The sequence below is a fragment of the Thalassolituus sp. genome, from assembly GCF_984348125.1.
The window spans coordinates 15249-35863 of sequence record NZ_CFHJLR010000003.1; the positions used below are offsets into that span (position 1 = coordinate 15249).

Below are 20615 nucleotides of genomic sequence, written 5' to 3' on the forward strand. Positions count from 1 at the left end.
CTTACCGACTCATCTCGACTTTGTGAGCCCACACTTTATGGAATGCCTGGATAATCAGATCAACATCCGATTCGGTCAGATCATAAGTGCACATACCGAACCCCAGATACGTACGGTCATTCATATCCTCTGCGACCGGGCATATCCCCTTCTCGTAGGATATATCCTGCCGGGTGAAATCAGCACTCCACGGGAACCCGCTGCTGCCGTAAGCAGTTTTCTGCTGATACATAGGCAAAAGATGCAGGTTCTGATACTGAGTCGCCAGAATCACCCCTTCTGCCTTCAATGCCTCAGCAATCTCAAATTTACTGACACCCGTGATATCCGGATCGACCAGAAGTGGAAAGACGTAATACACATGGGTATTTCCATCGGCGACATAAGGGACAGATAAACCAGCGAGGTCACGAATGCCTTCTGCCAACCGTTCGGCCAGAGCGCGGCGAGACTCAACCAGCCCATTGAGCTTCTTCAATTGCTCAATACCAATCGCACACTCAATCTCACCCAAGCGGAAGTTATAACCGAGCATGTTATTAATCGGCATGGCCTCGCGGTCAGGCAACACGGCCTCTGCATGATTGCGTATCAAGCGGACACGTTCAGCGAGTGCATCATCGTTGGTAACAACCACGCCGCCCTCACCGGTATGAATATGTTTGTGGTAATTCAGGCTATAACCACCAATATCCCCCAGGGTGCCCGCCCATTTGCCTTTGTACTTCGCGGCGGGTGCCTGCGCGGTATCGGAGATAATTTTCAGATTAAACTCATCAGCAATGGCTCGTAGCGCATCCATATCGGCCGACTGGCCGAAAATATCGACGGCCATGATAGCCCGGGTTTTTTCCGAAATATTTCTGCGCACCGATTCTGGATCAAGATTAAATGTTTGCGGATCGATATCTGCAAACACCGGGATGGCATTCCAATGTAGGATGGCCGTCGCACTGGCACACATAGTCCATGGCGTTACGATAATTTCATCACCCGGTTCGATATCAAGAGCACCCACCGCAGCGATCAGACCTGAGGTCCAGGAGTTGACCGTAATAGCGTGCTTAACACCAAAGTAGTCAGCGCACTGTGCCTCGAACGCCTGTACCTTGCTGCCGCCATAAAAATCGTCGTGCCAGCAACCCAGAAACTGAGACAGAACACCACTTTCCATAACCTTCTGCACAGCATCCTGCTCTTCTTTGCCAAGGCTGTTATAACGCGGAAACTCATGCGTAATAACAGGCGCGCCACCTTCAAGAGCAAGGGTTTCTGAACGCATGGCATCCAGTAATTCGTTTGTATTAGTCATCTACTCGTTCCAGAATCTGTTCTATCAAACGTTCCGTTTCTACCGCCTGCTCCGCAGCCCGATAATCAAAAGAGCCAGACTGACTGAGCAGTGCGAGATCTATCACTTCAGATATGGCTTTTTCCATCACTGGAAGATATCCACCGGAGCATGCGATTTCTTTACCCAAACGCTTATAGCCGGCAAACTCCGGGCTTTCTTCAACCCTGCGTTCGCTCCAGCGAAGTCCACCATCAAGCATACGGAATTCGCCTTTATCAGTCAGAAACGTCAGCTCAAACTGAGCGAAATCATCCGAGTCCGTACTATTCAGAGAACAGCGTATTCCACGATCAGACATCAGGACCATATCGATATCAGGATCATCCTTACGTACGTTGCCAGGGCGAACCGCAGCCCACTCTGGGCTCAGCACGCCGACCATACCCGCCAACAAGTCCAGAAGGTGAGAGCCGTTATTGCGTATGCCCTTGTTATACACCGCGGTAACCGCTTTAAGCGAACCCGGCCATCCTGCACTCTTGGTTTCCAGACCATTTTTAAGCTCAGCCAGCACTGAATCCCAACGGCGGCTGTAATTAACAATCAAGGCGATATTCTGCTGCCTGCATTTATCCAGTAACGCCTGACTCGTATCTGCAGAAGACGATACAGGTTTCTCAAGAAATATTACTTTCGGTCTGAAGCGAAAAATACTCTCCACTGAGCTCTTATGAACAGCGGTTGGAGTACAGATACTGACAATATCGAATTCGCGCTCAGCGGGTATTTCTTCACATCCCGAGTATGCTTCACTGACTGACCAACGCTCTGCAAATCTCTCTGCGATCTCAATATCAGGATCAACGCAAGCCGCGAGTACAACTTCGGATCGCTTACTGTAAGCGCCCGCATGCGACAGCGCGTGCTCTTCGCTCGAGCGCTTTTCATCGAACCCGCCTGCGATTCGTCCACATCCAACAATAAGGACAGACAGCGGCTTCGTCATTCGGACTTCTCTACCGCCCGCAACAACATAAAGGCTTCCGCATACTCCACACCAGCCGATGCTCCCCGAAGTCCAGCTAACTGACGCACATTCTGGTATGAACGGGTATGTGGGTACTCACGCATCTCTGAATCATACGGTGCGAGTGCCAACATTTTTTCCTCAATGGTGGCAGTTATATCTATCCAATAATTCGGTACAAACGTTTCATTCATCGACCATTCGGTACTGGAAAGCACCTCGAAAGAAAGAATGCGTTTTAACGCAGGCAAAGAGCCCGGCTGAGGGCGGCATGCAGTCATGACCGCCTGAGCCGTCACGCGATGATCAATATTCAAATCGCCCGAAAAGTGGGTATAAACAATTGAAGGGTTTAAGCGACTGATATGTGGCTCAAGGCTCTGTACGATATCCAGTAATGGCACTGAATCCAGCATGTTGTCGGGCCAGTCTAAAAAGATCCGTTCTGATATTCCGAGCGCATCGGCGCAATTGTTTGCGGCCAAACGGCGTTGCGTAATATCAGCCTCTTCACGAGAGGCTTCACCATCTGCCATAAACAAAACATGAACCTGATCACCCGCAGCAACATGCCTCGCAATAGTGCCACCACACCCAAGAACTTCATCATCGGGATGGGCAGCAACAACCAATACAACCTCACTCATCAAACGCCTCCCACTGCACAGGTGTACCCCGGCTTACTGAATCACTTAGTTTGCGGCCGATGACATCGTCGTAATATTTAGGCGCCAGACCGAACCCCGGACGAATACGACGGATATCGTTCTCTCTGACAATATGGCCCGCGGGCAGATCTTTAACAAAGTACAAAGACCGGCGGAATCGGCGGTTCGGCTCTTCAGCTTTTTGTCGGGTATAAGCCTCACTACCCAATGCAGCCCAGGCGTTATTTGCATCCTCGACCAACTGCTTCAACTCTTGCGGCTCAATAGAGAACTCACTATCTGGGCCTTTGTCTTCCCGGCTTAGGGTAAAGTGTTTCTCGATCACACACGCACCTAAGGAAACAGCAGCCACGGAAGCGACGGTTCCTAACGTATGATCAGACAACCCAACGGTAACGCCAAATTCTTTCTCAAGGCTGGCCATCTGACGAATGTTCGCTTGCTCCATCGGTGCTGGGTAACTACTGATGCAGTGCAACAACACCAGATCCTTGCAACCAGAAGCGCGCGCAGCATCTACCGCCTCTTTCACTTCTTCCAGGCTCGCCATTCCCGTCGACATAATCATAGGTTTGCCGGTGGCTGCAATACAGCGAATTAATGGGATATCAGTCAACTCAAACGACGCGACTTTGTAGGCGGGGGCACCTAATGACTCCAGAAGCTCAACAGCCGACTCATCAAAAGGCGTTGAAAATAAAGTAATACCGCGCGCTTTTGCATGGTCAAACATGGCCTTATGCCATTCATACGGCGTTTCGGCCCACTTATAGAGGTCGTAAAGCTTGTAGCCATCCCACAAACCACCATGGATCTGAAAATCAGGTAAATCGCAGTCGATGGTCATGGTGTCTGCAGTGTAAGTCTGAATTTTGACTGCGCTGGCCCCTGCGTCAGCGGCCGCATCAATGGTCTGCAACGCTTTGGCAAGATCGCCGTTATGATTGGCAGATACCTCAGCAATAATATACGGCTTGAAAGAGGCGCCTATCTTTCGGCCTGAAATAGAAAACGTCATGGCTTCTCTCTCTGTTTTACTTCGGATGTTGATCTTTCTGAACCTGTTAAAGAAATAACAACGCTCGCTTTCAGTTCACCCTCATGTAATTCGGCATCCGTATAGCGCAGAATGTACTGACCAGAACGGCTGAATGCATGAGGGTAACCATCGGCATCCAGCATCCGTATAAAATCATAAAGTATCTCAGGAGAAGCACCGTCCGGAATTTCACTCTCCTCCGGTGTACGACGTTTAAACACAACGACTTCACCCGTCTGATCTACAGGTTCAGGTTGTTCAGCAATCATTGACTGAATGATGTCTGTCGATAACTCCCCGGCTCTTCGATAGATCTGTTCTGCCGTGCCACTCAGGGATAAGCCCCGTTTCGCATAAACAGGCCCGGCATCCATAGCCTCGACCATTCGGAACGCAGTAAGCACCGTTTCCTGATGACCGCGAAGAATCAAATTCTGCAATGGGCTGCCACCTCGCCCGTAGGGCAGGTCCGTCATATGGAAGCACACGCACTCATGCTGCGCCCATACGCTTTCGGGCACATGATGGCTCCAGTGTAAGAAAAAAATATAACGCGGAGACTCGATCTCCCTGACAGCTTCGAGCAATTCATCAGGCGTCGATACCCAGTACCAGTCACCCTCGTACTCTTCCTTCAAAGCTTCAAACGAGGTTCGATGCCACTCTTTATTGCTCGCAATAATATATGCAGACGCAACATCAGTACTCATAGCGACGTCCTCCTGTTTTCTGAAAGCCCGCTCGTTTGAATACTTTCCGCGAGGCAAAATTACCTGGAGCAACATCGGCGCAAAAACGTGTTTCGGGATAACGGCTTACAAGCGCTTTCAATGCGTTAACAGCAAGCTTCCGCCCGCGAAAGTTCCGGCTGATAAGGATAGATACTTCTGAACTACCTAAAGAGCTATCTAAAGAGCTACCTACAGAACTACTTTCAGAACTAGTTACAGCGCCATCCACTCGCACGTAACCCGCCTTCTCTCCTTTGAAAAGAACGATATACAGGCTGATCGAAGCGTCAGACATAACACCTTGATACCATCGCCTGTGTTGCGACCAGCGCGGAAGTTGTGGCGTACGGAAAAAGCGACGTGCTCCGGGTTGCTTTTGCCAACGATAGAAATCCCGCATGTCACTCACTATCGCGGAGCGCAGAGTCAGGCCTTCCGGCTTTGTGTTTTCAACGGCTTGGATAACACACCGACTGCCACTCTTCTCAATGAGGTTGGCTGAGCTATCCTGCATACTCTGACGCACCCCATCAGACTCAACAAGACTTCTGAACGCGGAGGTATCAAAACTGCCAGCTGTGCCAGAGTAGTCTGCTACGACTTTTACCGGGCCATTATCTTCAGCATAACTGGCCTGAGGTTTCTGGTTTTCAGCAACAATCACCAATGCAGTAGGCAATCTCATTGCGACCCGTTCCCACAGCGAGCCTCCAGATGCACCGATACAAATATGATGAGTGCGATACAGGCCTGCCATATCGTCGCAATGATCAATTAAATTCACCGAAAATGGATATTCGCTGCTCTGACTACGAGACTGAATATGAGAGAATGCAGGAGATGACTGACTCAAAAGCACGGTGAAACTTAGCTTATTAACGAAGTCTTCTCTGGCCAATGCATCAAGAATATCAGCACTTATACCACGATAGTCATATCCACCCAGGTTAAGTAAAACACGCTGCACATTTCCAGCAGGCTGACAGGATTCATGGAAAAACTCTTCACGAATCAGGTTAAAATCAGAACCGGAGAGCACTCTCTCCGGTTCGATATAGCCTCTATAATCCCCAGCAATCGATCCAGGACGAGGGTCGAGAAGTAAGTCAGCACTGACTTTCCGGTGCGGCCAGTCTTCGATTAAAAGCACACAATAGCCCGCGCGTTTAACTGCAGAGATCCATGGCTCACCGTAGCCGTAATGATCGACGACGATCCAGTCATGCTGATAGCCCGCCACTGTACTTAAAAAGCACCGGGCCTCAGTCTCCTGCTGACTTGTTTCGTATTCAGCTTCGATTGCTACCGATGATTGCTGACAGCCATATTTCAACGAGGGAAGCCTGATAATCCGGATACCAGTCGCATTGATTCGCTTCTCAAGAGCAGCATCGATATCAGAAACAAAAAAGCAAACCTCATGACCCTGCATCATGGCTTCACGCGCCAGCGTCAGGCAGCGCATTACATGCCCTGTGCCTACTCTCTCTGATGCATCGCAACGAAACGCAATTTTCATGCTTTACCCCAGAATTGCCGGAGCCATCAGTTCTGCTCTCGCCCAATCATCTGGAGTATCAATATCCTGAACCCGCCATCGAGGAATGACGAACGCCTGAGAATGCGGAGCAAAAATAAGATCGCCATCCATCCAGGCTTTGGCGTGGCCCCAGTAGAATTGTCCTGCATCGTGATACGCCACCGGTAGATCCTGGCTGCGCTTTTCAAAGTTTTCTGGCCAGAACATCTCGACAGAATGATCATCTTCTACCTGAAAGGAGCGGAAGATCGGCGCCGCAAACTCTGTTGCGGTAAAACAATACATGCTGTCTGTACGCTTAAACTGTTTGTAAGAAGCCTCTAAATCATCCGCTGAAATAAAGGGGGCGGTTGCGTAGATACAACAAACATCAACAGGGGCCTCGCCTTCGTCAATAAGAGCATCAATTGCATGCGCAATGACCGGAATCGTGGCCGTATGATCATCCGACAGATACGCGGGGCGCATAAACGGGACTTCAGCTCCGAGTGTACGCGCTATTTCGGCAATTTCATCGTCGTCGGTAGAAACAATAATACGGTCGAACAATCCACATTGAATCGCTGCATCAATCGACCAGGCGATCATCGGTTTACCCGCAAAATGCTTAATGTTCTTTCGTGGAATCCGCTTACTGCCACCGCGAGCGGGTATCACAGCGATCCGACTCATATCAAAACGTCCTCCAAAACGTTAGCCACCGTGTTCTGCTGTTCTTCTGCCATTCCGTGAAATAACGGGATACTGATCGCTTCTGTGTAATACTTCTCTGCCGCCGGGAAGTCCCCCATCGCAAAGCCACGAGCAGCGTAATACGGCTGCAAATGCACCGGAATATAGTGCAGATTAACGCCAATGCCCGACTCACGGAGTTCTTTAAATACCTGCTTCTGCGATTTCTCAATCAGGTCAGGTTTAATCCTCAGTATGTACAAATGCCAGGCGGACGCTGACCACTCGGCCTGGTGCGGCAACGTCACCGGCAGGCTACTCAATAGCGAAAAGTATCGTTCAGCCAGTGTGCGTCGTTGCTCAATAAACTGACTCAGGCGCTGCATCTGACTGACGCCCAGGGCCGCCTGAAGATCCGTCATGCGATAATTAAAACCAAGCTCCTGCTGCTGGTAATACCAATCGCCATCGGGCTCTTGAGTCATCAAAGCTGGATCACGGGTAATACCGTGCGAGCGCAACCGTGCCATGGTATTCGCCAGAAGCTCATCCTGAGTCACTGCCATACCGCCCTCACCCGTCGTAATAATCTTTACAGGATGAAAACTGAAGACAGTAATATCAGAATAACGGCAATTCCCTACCGGCAAACCGGCATAATCTGCCCCTATCGCATGAGAAGCGTCTTCAATGACTTTGAAATTAAAACGTTCTGCGAGGTCAGCGATGGCCTTCATGTCGCACGACTGGCCAGCTAAATGAACGGGGATAAGCACATCAGGTAAAGTACCCGTCTGCTCAGCCTCAACGAGCTTTTCGGTCAGAGCCTCGATACTGAGGTTATAGGTCTGGCTATCGATGTCGACAAAATCAACGTCAGCGCCGCAGTAAAGAGCACAATTAGCAGAAGCAACAAAGGTTACCGGGCTGGTCCAGACTCGACTTCCCCTGCCGACTCCTAAGGCCAGACAAGCGATATGAAGTGCAGAGGTTGCACTGTTAACAGCTACACCAAACGCCGCACCAACGGCATCACAAACCGCGGATTCAAAGGCAGGGACAGCCGGACCCTGAGTCAGAAAGTCAGACTGAAGTGCTTCAGTGACCGCTTTGATATCCTCACTCGTAATGTTCTGGCGCCCGTATGGGATCATAGTTAAATCTTCCCGATTCTATCCCGGTTATGCTCTATCCAGTGCTGAAGCTCGGCATCAGTCATCCACTCCGTGTTGTTATCACTCGAGTAGGTAAAGCCTTCAGCAACCAGCTTGCCGTCTTTTATACGCTCAGGGCAATGGTCCCAACCGTTGATACTCGGAAGAATTTTAAAATGTTCGTCGTATTCGTAAGTGTGGAACGAATCCTCACTGCCAATCATCTGCTCATGCAGCTTTTCGCCCGGGCGGATACCTACAACCTTCTGTTCGGCTTCCGGGGCCACAACACGTGCAAGATCCGTTACCTTCATCGACGGAATCTTCTTCACGTAGATTTCACCGCCAACCATGTCCTCAAAAGCATGCCAGACCAGCTTCACAGCATCTTCAAGCGAGATCATAAAGCGAGTCATTCGATCATCGGTAATCGGTAACACACCAGACTCTTTGATCGACTGAAAGAAAGGAATCACAGATCCACGCGAGCCCATCACATTGCCGTAGCGCACGACCGAGAAGTTGGTGCCATGCTCGCCAGAATACGCGTTACCCGACACAAACAACTTATCCGAAGCGAGCTTGGTCGCACCATAGAGGTTAACAGGAGAACTGGCCTTATCTGTAGAGAGCGCCACACAGCTTTCGATACCGTGATCAATACAAGCATCAATCACATTCATCGCGCCGTTGATGTTGGTTTTTACACACTCGAACGGGTTGTACTCAGCGATCGGAACAATCTTAGTCGCCGCCGCATGCACCACATAATCAACGCCATCTAAGGCTCGATACAAACGGTCTTTATCGCGTACATCGCCAATGAAGAAACGAACCCTGGGGTCACCCTCGAAAAGCTTCGCCATCTCCCATTGCTTCATCTCATCACGAGAAAACACAATGATCCGGCGCGGGTTGTACTTCTCTAGCGTCATCGGAACAAAAGCATGGCCAAATGACCCAGTGCCACCCGTGACCAGAATGCTTTTCCCATCGAACATAGTCAAACTCCTGACGCTTCAACTCATATCCATGAGATTCAGCAATCAGTGTGCCATGTCAGTGTTCATCGAAAGAGACAGAGGGTGGAAAAGAAGGAATTATTCCTGGCAAGCGCGCTTTACGAGCTTCCAGGGTAGCTGAGTACAGAGACGGGGGTTGTAGGTTTTGAGGCTAGAGATCTGGAGCAACAGATCATCACGTTTCTCACGCTGCATGCCTAACATCTGCACTCCAATCCAGTTTTGCTGAGATCCTTTAAGCGAATCCCAAACATATAACGAAGTCTGAATCAGGCTGAGGTCAACACCTCTTTCGTTCGGAGCTAGAGACCTAATACCATCGAAGCGAGCTTGAAGGGCAACTTCTGAAGCACCAGAAAGTACCTCAGCGTCATACTTTGCGAGCTGGTAATACGGCCATAGAGGTCTCTTTGCGATAGCAGAATCAATCAACTCATGGATTACCGATAATGTCTTAGCTTTCTCAGGCATAGAAGCCGTTACAGCATAGCCTCTTAAATACGCTGCATAAGCTATTGCAGCATCAGCGCTCCACGGAGCAAGAGTTGTGGCCCAATGAAGCGATGAATTATAGCTGGAAACCTCATCTGCCATTCGTCCATGTGCGATCAAGGCATTCACAACTGTAAAATAAATAAATATCACAGCTAACGAGCAGAACACCGATATAACTATAAAGTCAGGCCTTATCCTAATTACCCCCTTTCTACCTGAGTTCATTAGCTATGGTACGAATCCGTTGTATATCCATACGAGTCATAATAGCCCGCATGAGAATCTGTATATTTGGCCTCACGTTCAACGTCTACTTGGTTAAGCACAACACCTAGCAACCGAGCATTGTTATCGTCCAGACGAGAAATACCAGAAAGAGCAAGCTTGTCTTTAGTGTGGTCTGCTTTTACCACATAAACCACGCCATCAGCTAATGATGAGAGGTATAGCGCATCGCTTACTGCCTGCATCGGAGCTGAGTCGATGATGATACGTTGATATCTTTCCCGAAGCGTATCAAGAATGGCCTTGAAGTTTTTTGAAGCTAATAACTCCAGCGGATTCGGAGGAATTGGCCCTGCGGCAATAACATCAATGCCTAGTGAAGGTACACTCTGAATGCAGCTATCAAGAGTATCTGGATACGCTACTGCATTAGAAAGGCCCGGCTTACCGTGAGGTAAACTAAACTTCTTCGCAACCGATGGTCGACGCATATCACAATCAATCAGCAACGTTTTTTCCATTTGCCCGAAAGCTTCGGCTACATTACTGGATGTAGTCGTCTTCCCCTCACCGGGAATAGAAGAAGTAACGAGTATTACCTGAGCGCTTTGCTCCATACTCGCCAGAGTCAGGCTTGTACGCAGGGTCCTGACTGATTCCTTAAAGCCACTCTGCTGATCATCAACAAAAGCCCTCACCAACTGTTCTGTTTCGGCCGGCTCCTTCTTTGACCCAACAAAAGGAAGCAGTCCCAGCATAGGAACACCTAGTTTGCGGTCAACGTCATCAGGATTCTTAACCGTAGAATCCAGAACGTCGTACAAAAATGCCAGAGCAACACCAAACATGACGCTTAAGAACAGAGCTGCTGCTACTATCAACTTCTTATTGGGAGCTATTGGAATGCCTGGTTTTATAGCAGGGTCTACGACACGAGCATTGGCTGTCTGGAGGTCTCCGGTCGCCGAAGTTTCACTCACGCGATTAAAGAACGCGTCGTACAGCTGCCGGTTTGTATTAACTTCCCGCACATACTCATTAAGCGTAAATTCGGTTCTATTAAGCCCTTGCGCATCTGACTTAACCTCCTGAAGTGCCTTTTGCAGTGACTCCTCTTTGCTTCTCGCGACGAGGTAATTACTTTCCAGGGAGGTCGCGATGCGTTTCATCTGAGTCAGAACAGACTCCCTTACAGCATCCAGATCAGACTCTGCAGCGATCATTTTCGGGTGCAAGGGACCATAGCGCTTACGCAATTCAGAGACCTTTAATTCAGCCGTAGTTTCATTCTCACGGAGGCGGCTAACAACCGGACTGGCAAGAATTGAAGGCAAACTAGACAGGTTCTCGTATGTAAGAGATCCAAGACTTCTGAGCTGCTGATACGTTCCTTGTAGTTCAACTCTCTGAGAACGCGCCTCGACAAGCTTTCGAGTGATCTCATCAATTTGCTTAGCTACCAAGGTATTTACACCCTGAACATCTACGAGGTTATTGGCTTCCCTGAACTCCTGCAGCTTCTTCTCGGACTCTTCAAGCTTTTGCTTTAGCCCTCCAAGACGGTCACTGAGCCATGTCGCTGCTTTCTGAGTAACTTCGACCTTAGCATCCAGCTGACTTTCAATAAACTGATCTGCCAACTCATTCGCTGCAGTGACAGCCATACTCGGCGACTCACTTTCGACGGAGACCTTAACAAGCTGAGTACTACGTACAGGGGAGATATCTACTGCTTTTGCAAATCGCCCGACAGTTGACTCAAGAATTTGCTCGTCAGTGGGCGGTTCCTTTTCTACCCCCAAGATATTGTTGATGGTACCTCGGATGGAAAATGACTTAGCATTTGCTTCATGGTGCGGATTGAACTCAGGAACATCAACCAGATTAAGCGCCAGCACGACGCGCTTCGCCAACTCCCGGGATTTGAGAATCTCAAACTGCGTCAGGTAATACTCGTCTGATGCCTTACCTATACCGTAGACCTCCTCAATTGACAGGACTTTAGCTTCCTGCGACTCAATCAGAAGAGTAGCCGTCGCACGATAAACAGGAGTCATAACCATCGAGGCCAGTGCCGCAATAATGGTTATGATGACACTTAAAATCAGGATCTTACTGAGCTGCCGGCGAATGACCTGCCAGTAGTGAGCGAGATCGATAACTTCAACAGTGCCCACGTCAAATTTTCCCATACCCGTATTGCGACCTTCCATTTTAGAAAAAGCTCTGTTCAACTGTGATCACATCACCGGGACGAACAACATCAGCAAGCTTGGTTCGAGTCTTGTCAGAGCTATCGTCATCGTCGTGCACGACATATATTTTGCTCTTGGACGCCCGCTCGGTAAAACCTCCAGCAATTGATATTGCCCGGTCTATTGTAAGACCTGGATGGAAAGAATAACTTCCCGGCTTCTTAACCTCCCCTGTCACATAAAAAGGCCGATAATTGATAATACTTACGGTAACGCTGGGGTCGACCAGATATGGACCTTTTAAGCGCTCAGTCAATCGAATCTCGAGCTCTTTAGGGCTCAAACCTTCAACCTGAATATCGCCGAGGAGGGGATAGGATATTTGTCCAGAGAGACCGATGCGAAGCTCTTTCAGGCTCAGATCTGGTTCGTCATAAACACTGATAGAAATAAGGTCGCCAGGACCCAACAGATAAATGCCCTCATCAGCATTCGTGAAGGAAGATAGCAAAGCCATCAATACGGCTAGAGACAAAAACCTGAACATCTAACAACCCGCAAGAGAAAAGAATACCGGAAGCACTCAGAATGCCCCCGGTGCCGGAGTACGGTTTAAATTCCGACAGCTACACCGAACGTTATCAACTGCTGGTCATAATCCAAACCGTCTTCAGTTGAGTCGCGTTCAGACTGCTCGACACTTGCGTATACGTCTAACGAGGTCGTTGGAGAATATGTACCGCGTAAGCCATAACTTATAATGTCATCCTCACGATCAGCTTCACCGGAATCACCGTCATAGTATATGTCTTCAGCGAAGCTCGCATGCGCTCTCAATGAGAAGAACGTCGAGAACTCGTGAGTCCAGGTAACGCGAGAAAAGGTTGCATCAACATAATTACTGCTCGCACTTGGTGTTTCATTGGCAGCCTGAACAGTAAACAACGTGATTGTTGAATAAGTACGTGGATTCCACGTCAAAGAACCTTCCCAAGTAAAGGAGCTATCGGACTCTACGTCCGAAAGCTCAAATGTACGTTCGCTAACACCGACTTTGGCGCGACTGGTTAACTTACCAGTCAACTCATAGCTAAAACCCGCCAGCGCGCGATAAAGATTACCTTCACGGCTTTCAGCAATGACTGAGTCGTTGGTGTAATCGATGTCTGTAGCGCTTACATCGAACAACAAGTCGGTGGATGGACTGATATAAACATCAGTTTCCAGGCTTACACGGTTACGGACATGTTCTCGGTCGCGTGTACCATTAACAAAGTTGTTTTTGTACGACTTCTGGTAGCGATTCAAGCCAGCAGTTATGTTGAAAAGCGCTGATGAGCTTCCATATGTGTATGAGCCATCATAAATGGTCTCGTCATATCTATCCGGGTCGCGTAAACCAAGCGCTTCTGCACCTTCAACGGTGCCCGCGCCGCGAGCATCATGCTCATTTCTGAATTGAGCCTCAGCCGCCACCTGATGTCTGGAGTTGAGTTCGAAATCGCCCCCCAGAATTATACCTGTATCGGTATAATCATCATTTTCATCTTCAGAGTAAGAGCCCTTCTCCGCGAATAGAGCGGCACGGAGGACTGTTTGGCCCATATCGGCTTCTACACCCAAGGCAGGAGTGACTTTCGTGATAGTAGAAGAGGTTTGAGTCTCTTCAGGCTGAAGATATACGTTGTCGTTATCTGTGACTTCGAGTCCCACTGCAGGGTACACCGAAACACCAGACCCTAGCGGAATCCCGTCTCTCTCAACGGCAAAAGCCCCTGTGCTCAACATTGTTGCTACAGCACCTGCAGGCAGCATCCAAGCTTTCATAGTTTATCCTCACACATCACATTTCAACCTCTTTCTTTCTTGGGTTGAAACCAAAAATTTTCAGTCTTTCTGCGCCAAAAACATACACAAAACATCCTGACGCGAGCCCCGCAAGCCCACAAGCAAAGTCGAGCACTTCGAATCGTCGTGAAGCCAACGCGTACTGCAAGGTTTCATCGATCGCTAGTGCAAGGGCCAGAACAACGACTACGGGGACTACACTCCAATAAGGACGCAAATCTAACACTCGGTCAAATGCAAAACAACCTAAAACGGCAAGAACGGCAGCTAGTTGAAAATGCGCCCATTTATCACCCCCCAACCATTCCTCTAAAGCGTATATCTGTTCAAGCTGAAGCCCCAGACTCTTAAACAGACTAAGCCCCCCCAAAAACATGGAGTATGCAAAGAATACGCTCAAGAGAGCTATACGCTTTTTCCTTTCTCTATCCAATCTAATGAACGTGACCACCAATGAAACCTTTGAAGAATGTCAGCAATACAATCTTGACATCCATCCACAGGGACCAGTTCCTGATGTAATCTAAATCGTACTCGACCCTGCCTTCCATTTTGTCCAGAGTATCTGTCTCTCCCCGATACCCATTGATCTGCGCCCAGCCAGTGATGCCCGGCTTCACCTTATGCCGCAACATGTAATATGGAATCAACTTACGATACTCCTCATTATGCGCAACGGCATGAGGACGAGGGCCCACAACGGACATACTCCCCTGAAGAACATTAATAAACTGTGGTAACTCATCCAGGGACGTCCTGCGGATGAAAGCACCCACCGGGGTTATTCGGGCGTCACCTTTTTTTGCCTGAACCACTTTATCGCCATTATCCATAGTGGTCATACTGCGAAACTTCCAAACCTCGATAGGTCGGCCATCTAAGCCATACCGATACTGTTTGAAAATAACAGGCCCGCGAGACGTAAACTTAACCGCCCCCGCTATAACTAGCATAGGCAAAGCGATCACCGTGAGAACGCCGATAGAAAATAAGATATCAAACATTCTCTTAAGCACATCATTGATGCCAAATATCGGGGAGTCATAAACACTCAACGTTTGCATATGGCCAACTTCACTAAGACGAGCGTGTAGCAGGTTGAATGTGAAGAAGTCGGGAATCAAATGGACCGACGCCGTGGTGTCACCACATTTTTGCAGAATTTCAGCAATACGAGCCTGCGCCTTCAGAGGCAAAGCAATAAAGATAACTTCAAACTTCCCAGACTGCGTGAGCTGAATAAGTTCATCAATAGTGCCCATCAACTCAACGTCATCGTGCTCTGCCAAGATCCGCTCATCGCAACGATCATCGAAGAACCCCCAGAACTGATACCCCAATTCAGGACTACGATCGATTTGCTTGCGCATTTCCAGAGCAGCCTCGTTAACGCCAACAATAGCAACCCGCCGGGTATTGTACCCTCGCAACCTGATAGATCTCAGAAACTGACGGAATATCAACCGCCAGGTACTAAGAAGCAACAGCGACCCCAGCATCCAACTACCCATCACTAAACGTGAGTAGTCTTCTGAGACTTTCGCGAAGAAAGCGATAACCAGTAGAGAGGTAGCAACGAGAACCCAGGCCGCAGACGTTATCGTGACCATTCTCACCGCGGAGGTCGCTCTCCAGGAGCGATAAACCTCAAGAGACTCAGCAACCAGCAGATACCCCAGGCCACCCAGAAGGGCCGCGGTTAGATAATGAGGGCCTAGATTAATACCGTACAGAGTAGAGCACAGGATGAGAGTAACAAGAATGATCGCCAGATCAATGAGCCGGTATACAACCCCGAAAGCATTCTCATTCGACCGAATCATTCCTTGTTTAGTCATACCCTACCCCTAAGCCATTCATTTGGACTGTCCCTGATGGTGATAACACCAAGTGCGCCATGGTACCAATACGGCGACTCCAGAACCATTATTATGTGACGCCTATCACAGAGCTGTCTAGCCGACTCAGTGTAAGTGACAGCAATGATCTCGTGATTTACTGAACATTTGAACAGTTTGTCAGCCCGCTTACGCTACCACATAGGTGTGACAAATTTATTTAAACGGAATCAACACCCTGATATCCGGGAATTCTTTCATAAGCCGCACCTTGAGTTCACGCTTGGCCTCATCGTCTCCATGTACAATGCGTACAATTTCAGGGCCGTGACGTATGCGCTTAATAAAGTTCAGTAAATCTTTCTGATCCGCATGAGCACTGTACCCAGACAAGGTATACACACCCGCCCGAATGTCTGTTTTCTCGCCATCGAGATAGACATACCCGCCCCGTGGGCCGTACTTCTGAATATCCCTGCCCGGCGTCCCTTGAGCCTGATAACCCACAAACACGACATCCGTGCGCTCGTCAGGCAACAAGGCCTTCAGATAATTCATCATTCGACCGCCTGCACACATACCACTCGCTGCAATCACGATGGCTGGTTTTCCCGTGTTAGCCAGATACTCAACGGTCTGCATGTGCTCCCGGTGAGATTCGATGGTCGTCAGCTGCTCAAACGACAAAGGATGGCGGCCAGACCGAAGACGCTGCCTTGCCTCGGCATCCCAAAGCTTCTTTAACGAACGATAATGTGCCGTGAATTCAGCAGCTAATGGAGAATCGACAATGATATCGAGTGACTCCCACAGAGCTGTTTGCTCGTCATTTGTCGACTTATGCGTTGCCCGGTGAATGATCTCCTCGATCTCATACAGCAGCTCCTGCGTGCGCCCAATCGAAAATGCCGGAATCAGAACCGTACCCCGATTCTTGAGGCAGCGCTCGATCGTCTTCTGCAAACGTTGTCGACGGGTTCTCCTGCCCTCGTGGCACTTATCACCGTAAGTACTCTCAATCACCAGATCATCGCAACGATACGGCGACTTAGGCGCGGGCAGTAGTGGCGAATACGGCGCCCCGAGATCCCCCGAAAACACGACACGTTTTGAGCCGCGCAACTTCTCGCCCACAGCGCATTCAACATACGCAGAACCAAGAATATGCCCTGCGCGCTGAAACTTGAGCTGCAGCCCAGCAATATCAGCAGGAACAAACCACTCCTTAAACGGCACAGCGACCAACTGCTTATCCAGCAAGCGCAAGAAATTATTAATCAGAGACTCGTCACGGGTAACACCGACCTTTAAGGCGTCTTCAAGTACCAACGGCAACAATTGAGCCGTTGCTTCGGTGGCGTAGATAGGGCCAGAAAAACCCGCCGCCATCAGATAAGGAATACGCCCGACGTGATCAATGTGACAGTGAGTGACGACTAACGCCCTAACCCTCGATATATCGAAATCGATGGGCGACTCGCCCCTGGCCAGACCTTCAGAAATGGCCTCGCCCTCAGCGCCCTGAAACATACCGCAATCAATAAGAATGGCATCGCCAGAATCCAGCGTCAGCCGGTGGCAAGAACCCGTGACGCCATCAACCGCGCCATGGTGAGAGATTTTGTACATATATCGTCCTTGATATGTGTTTTTAGAGGGCGAACAGCCCTTATAACCTTTAAGAGGGAATCAGCCAGCTTGCTCCACCAATGTGGGAGCGAATCAGCCGAAGGCTATTCGCGAAGCCTATCGCTATTAGCCAGGCAAGCTGGCTGAATAGCTCCCACAAATCAATCCGCCCCGAACAGATCCCGCGTATACACTTTGCTTTCGACATCGCGAATATCATCCGACAAACGGTTGGCGATAATCACATCCGACTCGGCCTTAAACGCCTCAAGGTCATTCACCACCCGCGAATTGAAGAAATCCTCTTCTTCTAGCACTGGCTCATACACAATAACCTCAATACCCTTCGCCTTGATGCGCTTCATCACACCCTGAATCGCTGATGCACGGAAGTTATCCGACCCAGACTTCATCACCAGGCGATAAATACCCACAACCTGCGGATTTTTACGGATCACAGAATCGGCAATAAAGTCTTTACGGGTGCTGTTCGCATCCACAATCGCGCGCACGATATTGCTTGGCACATCTTCAAAGTTCGCCAGCAGCTGCTTGGTGTCTTTCGGCAGGCAGTAACCACCATACCCAAACGACGGGTTGTTGTAGTGGTTGCCAATACGTGGATCAAGGCCAACGCCCTCAATAATCTGACGAGTATTCAAACCATGGGTCTCAGCGTACGAGTCCAGCTCGTTGAAGTACGCCACACGCATCGCAAGATACGTGTTCGAAAACAGCTTAACGGCTTCAGCTTCAGTCGCATCAGTAAACAGTACAGGAACATCCTGCTTAACCGCACCCTGCAACAGAAGGTCAGCAAACTCTTTAGCACGCTCAGACTGCTCACCAACGATAATACGGCTTGGATACAGGTTATCGTACAGCGCCTTACCTTCACGCAGAAACTCAGGCGAGAAAATCAGGTTCTCACAGCCCGTCTCTTCTTTCAGCTTCTGGGTGTAGCCCACCGGAATCGTCGACTTAATCACCATCACGGCATCCGGGTTCACGGCCGTCACATCGGCAATCACACTCTCGACCGAGCGGGTATTAAAGTAGTTTGTTACCGGGTCATAGTCGGTCGGCGTAGCGATCACAACAAATCGAGCACCAGAGTATGCTTCACTCTTATCCAGGGTCGCCCGGAAATTTATATCGCGGTTCGCCAGAAAGTCCGAGATCTCAGCATCCACAATAGGTGATTGCTTGTTATTCAGCATCTCGACCTTCTCAGGCACGATATCCACAGCAACCACTTCATTGTGCTGTGCCAGCAGCATCGCGTTAGAAAGGCCAACATAGCCGGTACCGGCAATAGCGATTTTCATATTTGATCAATCCTGAATCTTTAGATGAAACTTGGCGGAATGTTAACACGCCTCACTCGTTAAGGAAGCTTATCGCGGCCACTATGTCAGAAATATGAAACATTCTTAAGTAGGCCAAAACGGAAACGCTACCGGGATGAGAGCCAGCGCGGCAACGGAGTAAGCAATCAGCGGAGCGAGCCCTGCTCGAATATAGTCTGTGAGGCAGTAATTCCCGGCACCGTATACCATCAGATTCGTTTGATAGCCGTATGGCGACAGAAAACTGGCACTCGCGGCAAAAGCCAATGCCATAAAAAACGGATACGGGCTAACACCCAGCGCCTCCGCGCTTGCATAAGCTACCGGAAACATCAGCGCAGCCGCCGCATTGTTCGTCACAAGCTCGGTTACCAGCCATGTGACTATATACACCAGAACAAGAGCGGCATACGGGCCAAGCGCTCCCACAGAGTGCTCAACCCCAGCAGCCAACATACTCGCAAGACCAACCTCAAACATCGCCTGCGACAAGCCCAGGGCTCCGCCAATCACGATGATCAACTCAAAGGGAAACCGGTTTTTAAGTTCGTCGAGAGATACTAACCTGAAAGCCAGGCATGCCCCCAACAGCAAAAGAATTCCCTTCAGTAAGGGGATTACTCCCATGACTGACAAAGCGATGGCAAGTCCGAAGCCCCCCATTACCAGAACACTAGAGAGAGCACTCAATGATTGGCGTCTCTCGATACCAGAGATCGTGACAAAGTCTCTGCGGGATTCATGCTTACTACTTATAAATTTATCCCCTGTCGTGAGAAGTAACGAATCGCCTGCCTGCAGGACGTGATTACCCAAGTTGCCGCGAATATTCTTACTACCCCGTCGAATAGCGATAACAGCCGCCCCAAATCTCGACCTGAACTCACAGGACTTGAGACTCGCACCAATCATTGAAGACGTCGGCGAAACCACGACCTCCACCAAAGAATCGGCACCTGAGCGAAATCCATCGTCGTAATCCCGCCCAGACAATCCATTGAACTCAGAAAGAATGTGCTCGTATCGTGGGTCTCCCGAAAAGACAAGCACATCTCCAGCCTGCAGAATGAAATCAGGGTCAACAGGAGAAAATACCTTATCTCCGCGGACTAGCTCTGCGAGAAACATGCTCTCTAATCGCCTCAGGGCATTTTCAGAAACCGTCTTCCCGACCATGCCCGAATCCGCAGAAACCACACGTTCAAAGAGATACTGGCGACGCTCCTGAGACTCACTAACAACCTTGTGATCTGGCAGTAACCTATGAGAAACCAACGATATTGCCAGGAGAGTAGCAACAAATACGGGAGCACCAATCAAGGTAAAGTCGAAGAAGCCAAGTGGAACCTCGCCCGCTTCTTCTACAAAGCTATTCACAATCAGGTTAGTGCTGGTTCCTACCAGAGTCATCATACCGCCAGCAATTGATGCATAGGATAGTGGTAGCAAATATCGCGATAATGCCAGCCCCGACTGGCGACGAAGTCCGCCCATCAAGGTTGCAACGACAGCGGTATTATTGAGAAAGGAGGAGATTACCCCAGCAACAAACCCCAGCCTGAATACACCCCGCCCCACACTCTGGCTTTGGGTAACGCTATGGCGGGAAAGGCTGGATACAAAACTAACCTTTTCGAGCACAACAGAGAGAAGTAAAAGACTAATAAGTGTTAACAGTGAGGGATTCACATAATTATGAGAAAGGCTCTCGAGCGTTAGAACACCAGACGCATACAATATCCAAGCTACGCCCCCAAAGACGGCTATTGGCCTGAGTCGCGTAACTGCCAGCATTAAGATGACTGCTACGAATAAAAGCGCAACTACGATGAAATCAAAAGCTGGCAATCAACAATCCTCAGCAGTTAACTGCGACACCAAACAAGAAG

General features: G+C 49.4%; 18 protein-coding genes. All 18 read right to left on the bottom strand.

Going from position 1 to position 20615, the window contains the following annotated elements; translation table 11 throughout:
• Position 1: 1 nt before the first annotated feature.
• The 18 genes from AC5E51_RS02730 to AC5E51_RS02815 all read right to left on the bottom strand — a co-directional run bounded on the left by AC5E51_RS02730 (position 2) and on the right by AC5E51_RS02815 (position 20574).
• A complete protein-coding gene (locus AC5E51_RS02730; RefSeq protein WP_297532807.1) occupies positions 2-1312 on the bottom strand; it encodes a DegT/DnrJ/EryC1/StrS family aminotransferase in 1311 nt (436 codons plus the stop codon).
• Positions 1305-2300 carry a Gfo/Idh/MocA family protein gene (locus AC5E51_RS02735; protein ID WP_491778068.1) on the bottom strand — a complete coding sequence of 332 codons (996 nt, stop codon included), beginning with the start codon at positions 2298-2300 and terminating at the stop codon, positions 1305-1307. The genes AC5E51_RS02730 and AC5E51_RS02735 overlap by 8 nt, the downstream gene beginning before the upstream one ends.
• Positions 2297-2968, bottom strand: coding sequence for a PIG-L deacetylase family protein (locus AC5E51_RS02740; protein WP_491778069.1), 672 nt, complete (start codon positions 2966-2968; stop codon positions 2297-2299). The genes AC5E51_RS02735 and AC5E51_RS02740 overlap by 4 nt, the downstream gene beginning before the upstream one ends.
• The gene (gene pseI, locus AC5E51_RS02745; protein WP_491778070.1) at positions 2961-4007 is read right to left on the bottom strand and encodes a pseudaminic acid synthase; all 1047 of its coding nucleotides are present in this window, start codon (positions 4005-4007) and stop codon (positions 2961-2963) included. The genes AC5E51_RS02740 and pseI overlap by 8 nt, the downstream gene beginning before the upstream one ends.
• Positions 4004-4738: a formyl transferase gene (locus AC5E51_RS02750; RefSeq protein ID WP_491778071.1), complete on the bottom strand. Its 735-nt coding sequence runs from the start codon at positions 4736-4738 to the stop codon at positions 4004-4006. The genes pseI and AC5E51_RS02750 overlap by 4 nt, the downstream gene beginning before the upstream one ends.
• Positions 4728-6278 (bottom strand): UDP-2,4-diacetamido-2,4,6-trideoxy-beta-L-altropyranose hydrolase, encoded by a 1551-nt coding sequence (gene pseG / locus AC5E51_RS02755; RefSeq protein ID WP_491778072.1) that lies wholly within the window; start codon positions 6276-6278, stop codon positions 4728-4730. Before pseG ends, AC5E51_RS02750 begins: the two co-directional genes overlap by 11 nt.
• Before the next feature lie 3 nt (positions 6279-6281).
• Complete coding sequence (gene pseF / locus AC5E51_RS02760) at positions 6282-6971, bottom strand: pseudaminic acid cytidylyltransferase (protein WP_491228059.1); 690 nt, start codon at positions 6969-6971, stop codon at positions 6282-6284.
• A complete protein-coding gene (gene pseC, locus AC5E51_RS02765) occupies positions 6968-8125 on the bottom strand; it encodes a UDP-4-amino-4,6-dideoxy-N-acetyl-beta-L-altrosamine transaminase (RefSeq protein WP_491228060.1) in 1158 nt (385 codons plus the stop codon). The genes pseF and pseC overlap by 4 nt, the downstream gene beginning before the upstream one ends.
• A gap of 2 nt (positions 8126-8127) precedes the next feature.
• Positions 8128-9126, bottom strand: coding sequence for a UDP-N-acetylglucosamine 4,6-dehydratase (inverting) (gene pseB, locus AC5E51_RS02770; RefSeq protein ID WP_068443410.1), 999 nt, complete (start codon positions 9124-9126; stop codon positions 8128-8130).
• Positions 9127-9225: 99 nt separating this feature from the next.
• Positions 9226-9741: a hypothetical protein gene (locus tag AC5E51_RS02775; protein WP_491778073.1), complete on the bottom strand. Its 516-nt coding sequence runs from the start codon at positions 9739-9741 to the stop codon at positions 9226-9228.
• A gap of 125 nt (positions 9742-9866) precedes the next feature.
• On the bottom strand, positions 9867-12080 hold the full coding sequence (locus AC5E51_RS02780) for a GumC family protein (protein WP_491778074.1): 2214 nt from the start codon (positions 12078-12080) through the stop codon (positions 9867-9869).
• Between the two features lies 1 nt (position 12081).
• Positions 12082-12579 (bottom strand): polysaccharide biosynthesis/export family protein, encoded by a 498-nt coding sequence (locus tag AC5E51_RS02785; protein ID WP_301391104.1) that lies wholly within the window; start codon positions 12577-12579, stop codon positions 12082-12084.
• Positions 12580-12674: 95 nt separating this feature from the next.
• Positions 12675-13889, bottom strand: a complete 1215-nt coding sequence (locus AC5E51_RS02790; protein WP_491778075.1) for an outer membrane beta-barrel protein — start codon at positions 13887-13889, stop codon at positions 12675-12677.
• A 16-nt stretch (positions 13890-13905) separates the two neighbouring features.
• Positions 13906-14361, bottom strand: coding sequence for a VanZ family protein (locus tag AC5E51_RS02795; RefSeq protein ID WP_297532786.1), 456 nt, complete (start codon positions 14359-14361; stop codon positions 13906-13908).
• Positions 14345-15748, bottom strand: coding sequence for an undecaprenyl-phosphate glucose phosphotransferase (locus AC5E51_RS02800; RefSeq protein WP_301391102.1), 1404 nt, complete (start codon positions 15746-15748; stop codon positions 14345-14347). Before AC5E51_RS02800 ends, AC5E51_RS02795 begins: the two co-directional genes overlap by 17 nt.
• Before the next feature lie 216 nt (positions 15749-15964).
• Positions 15965-17377, bottom strand: coding sequence for an MBL fold metallo-hydrolase (locus AC5E51_RS02805; protein ID WP_491778076.1), 1413 nt, complete (start codon positions 17375-17377; stop codon positions 15965-15967).
• Positions 17378-17538: 161 nt separating this feature from the next.
• On the bottom strand, positions 17539-18705 hold the full coding sequence (locus AC5E51_RS02810; protein WP_491778077.1) for a nucleotide sugar dehydrogenase: 1167 nt from the start codon (positions 18703-18705) through the stop codon (positions 17539-17541).
• Between the two features lie 105 nt (positions 18706-18810).
• Positions 18811-20574: an SLC13 family permease gene (locus AC5E51_RS02815; protein WP_491778078.1), complete on the bottom strand. Its 1764-nt coding sequence runs from the start codon at positions 20572-20574 to the stop codon at positions 18811-18813.
• Positions 20575-20615 lie beyond the last annotated feature (41 nt).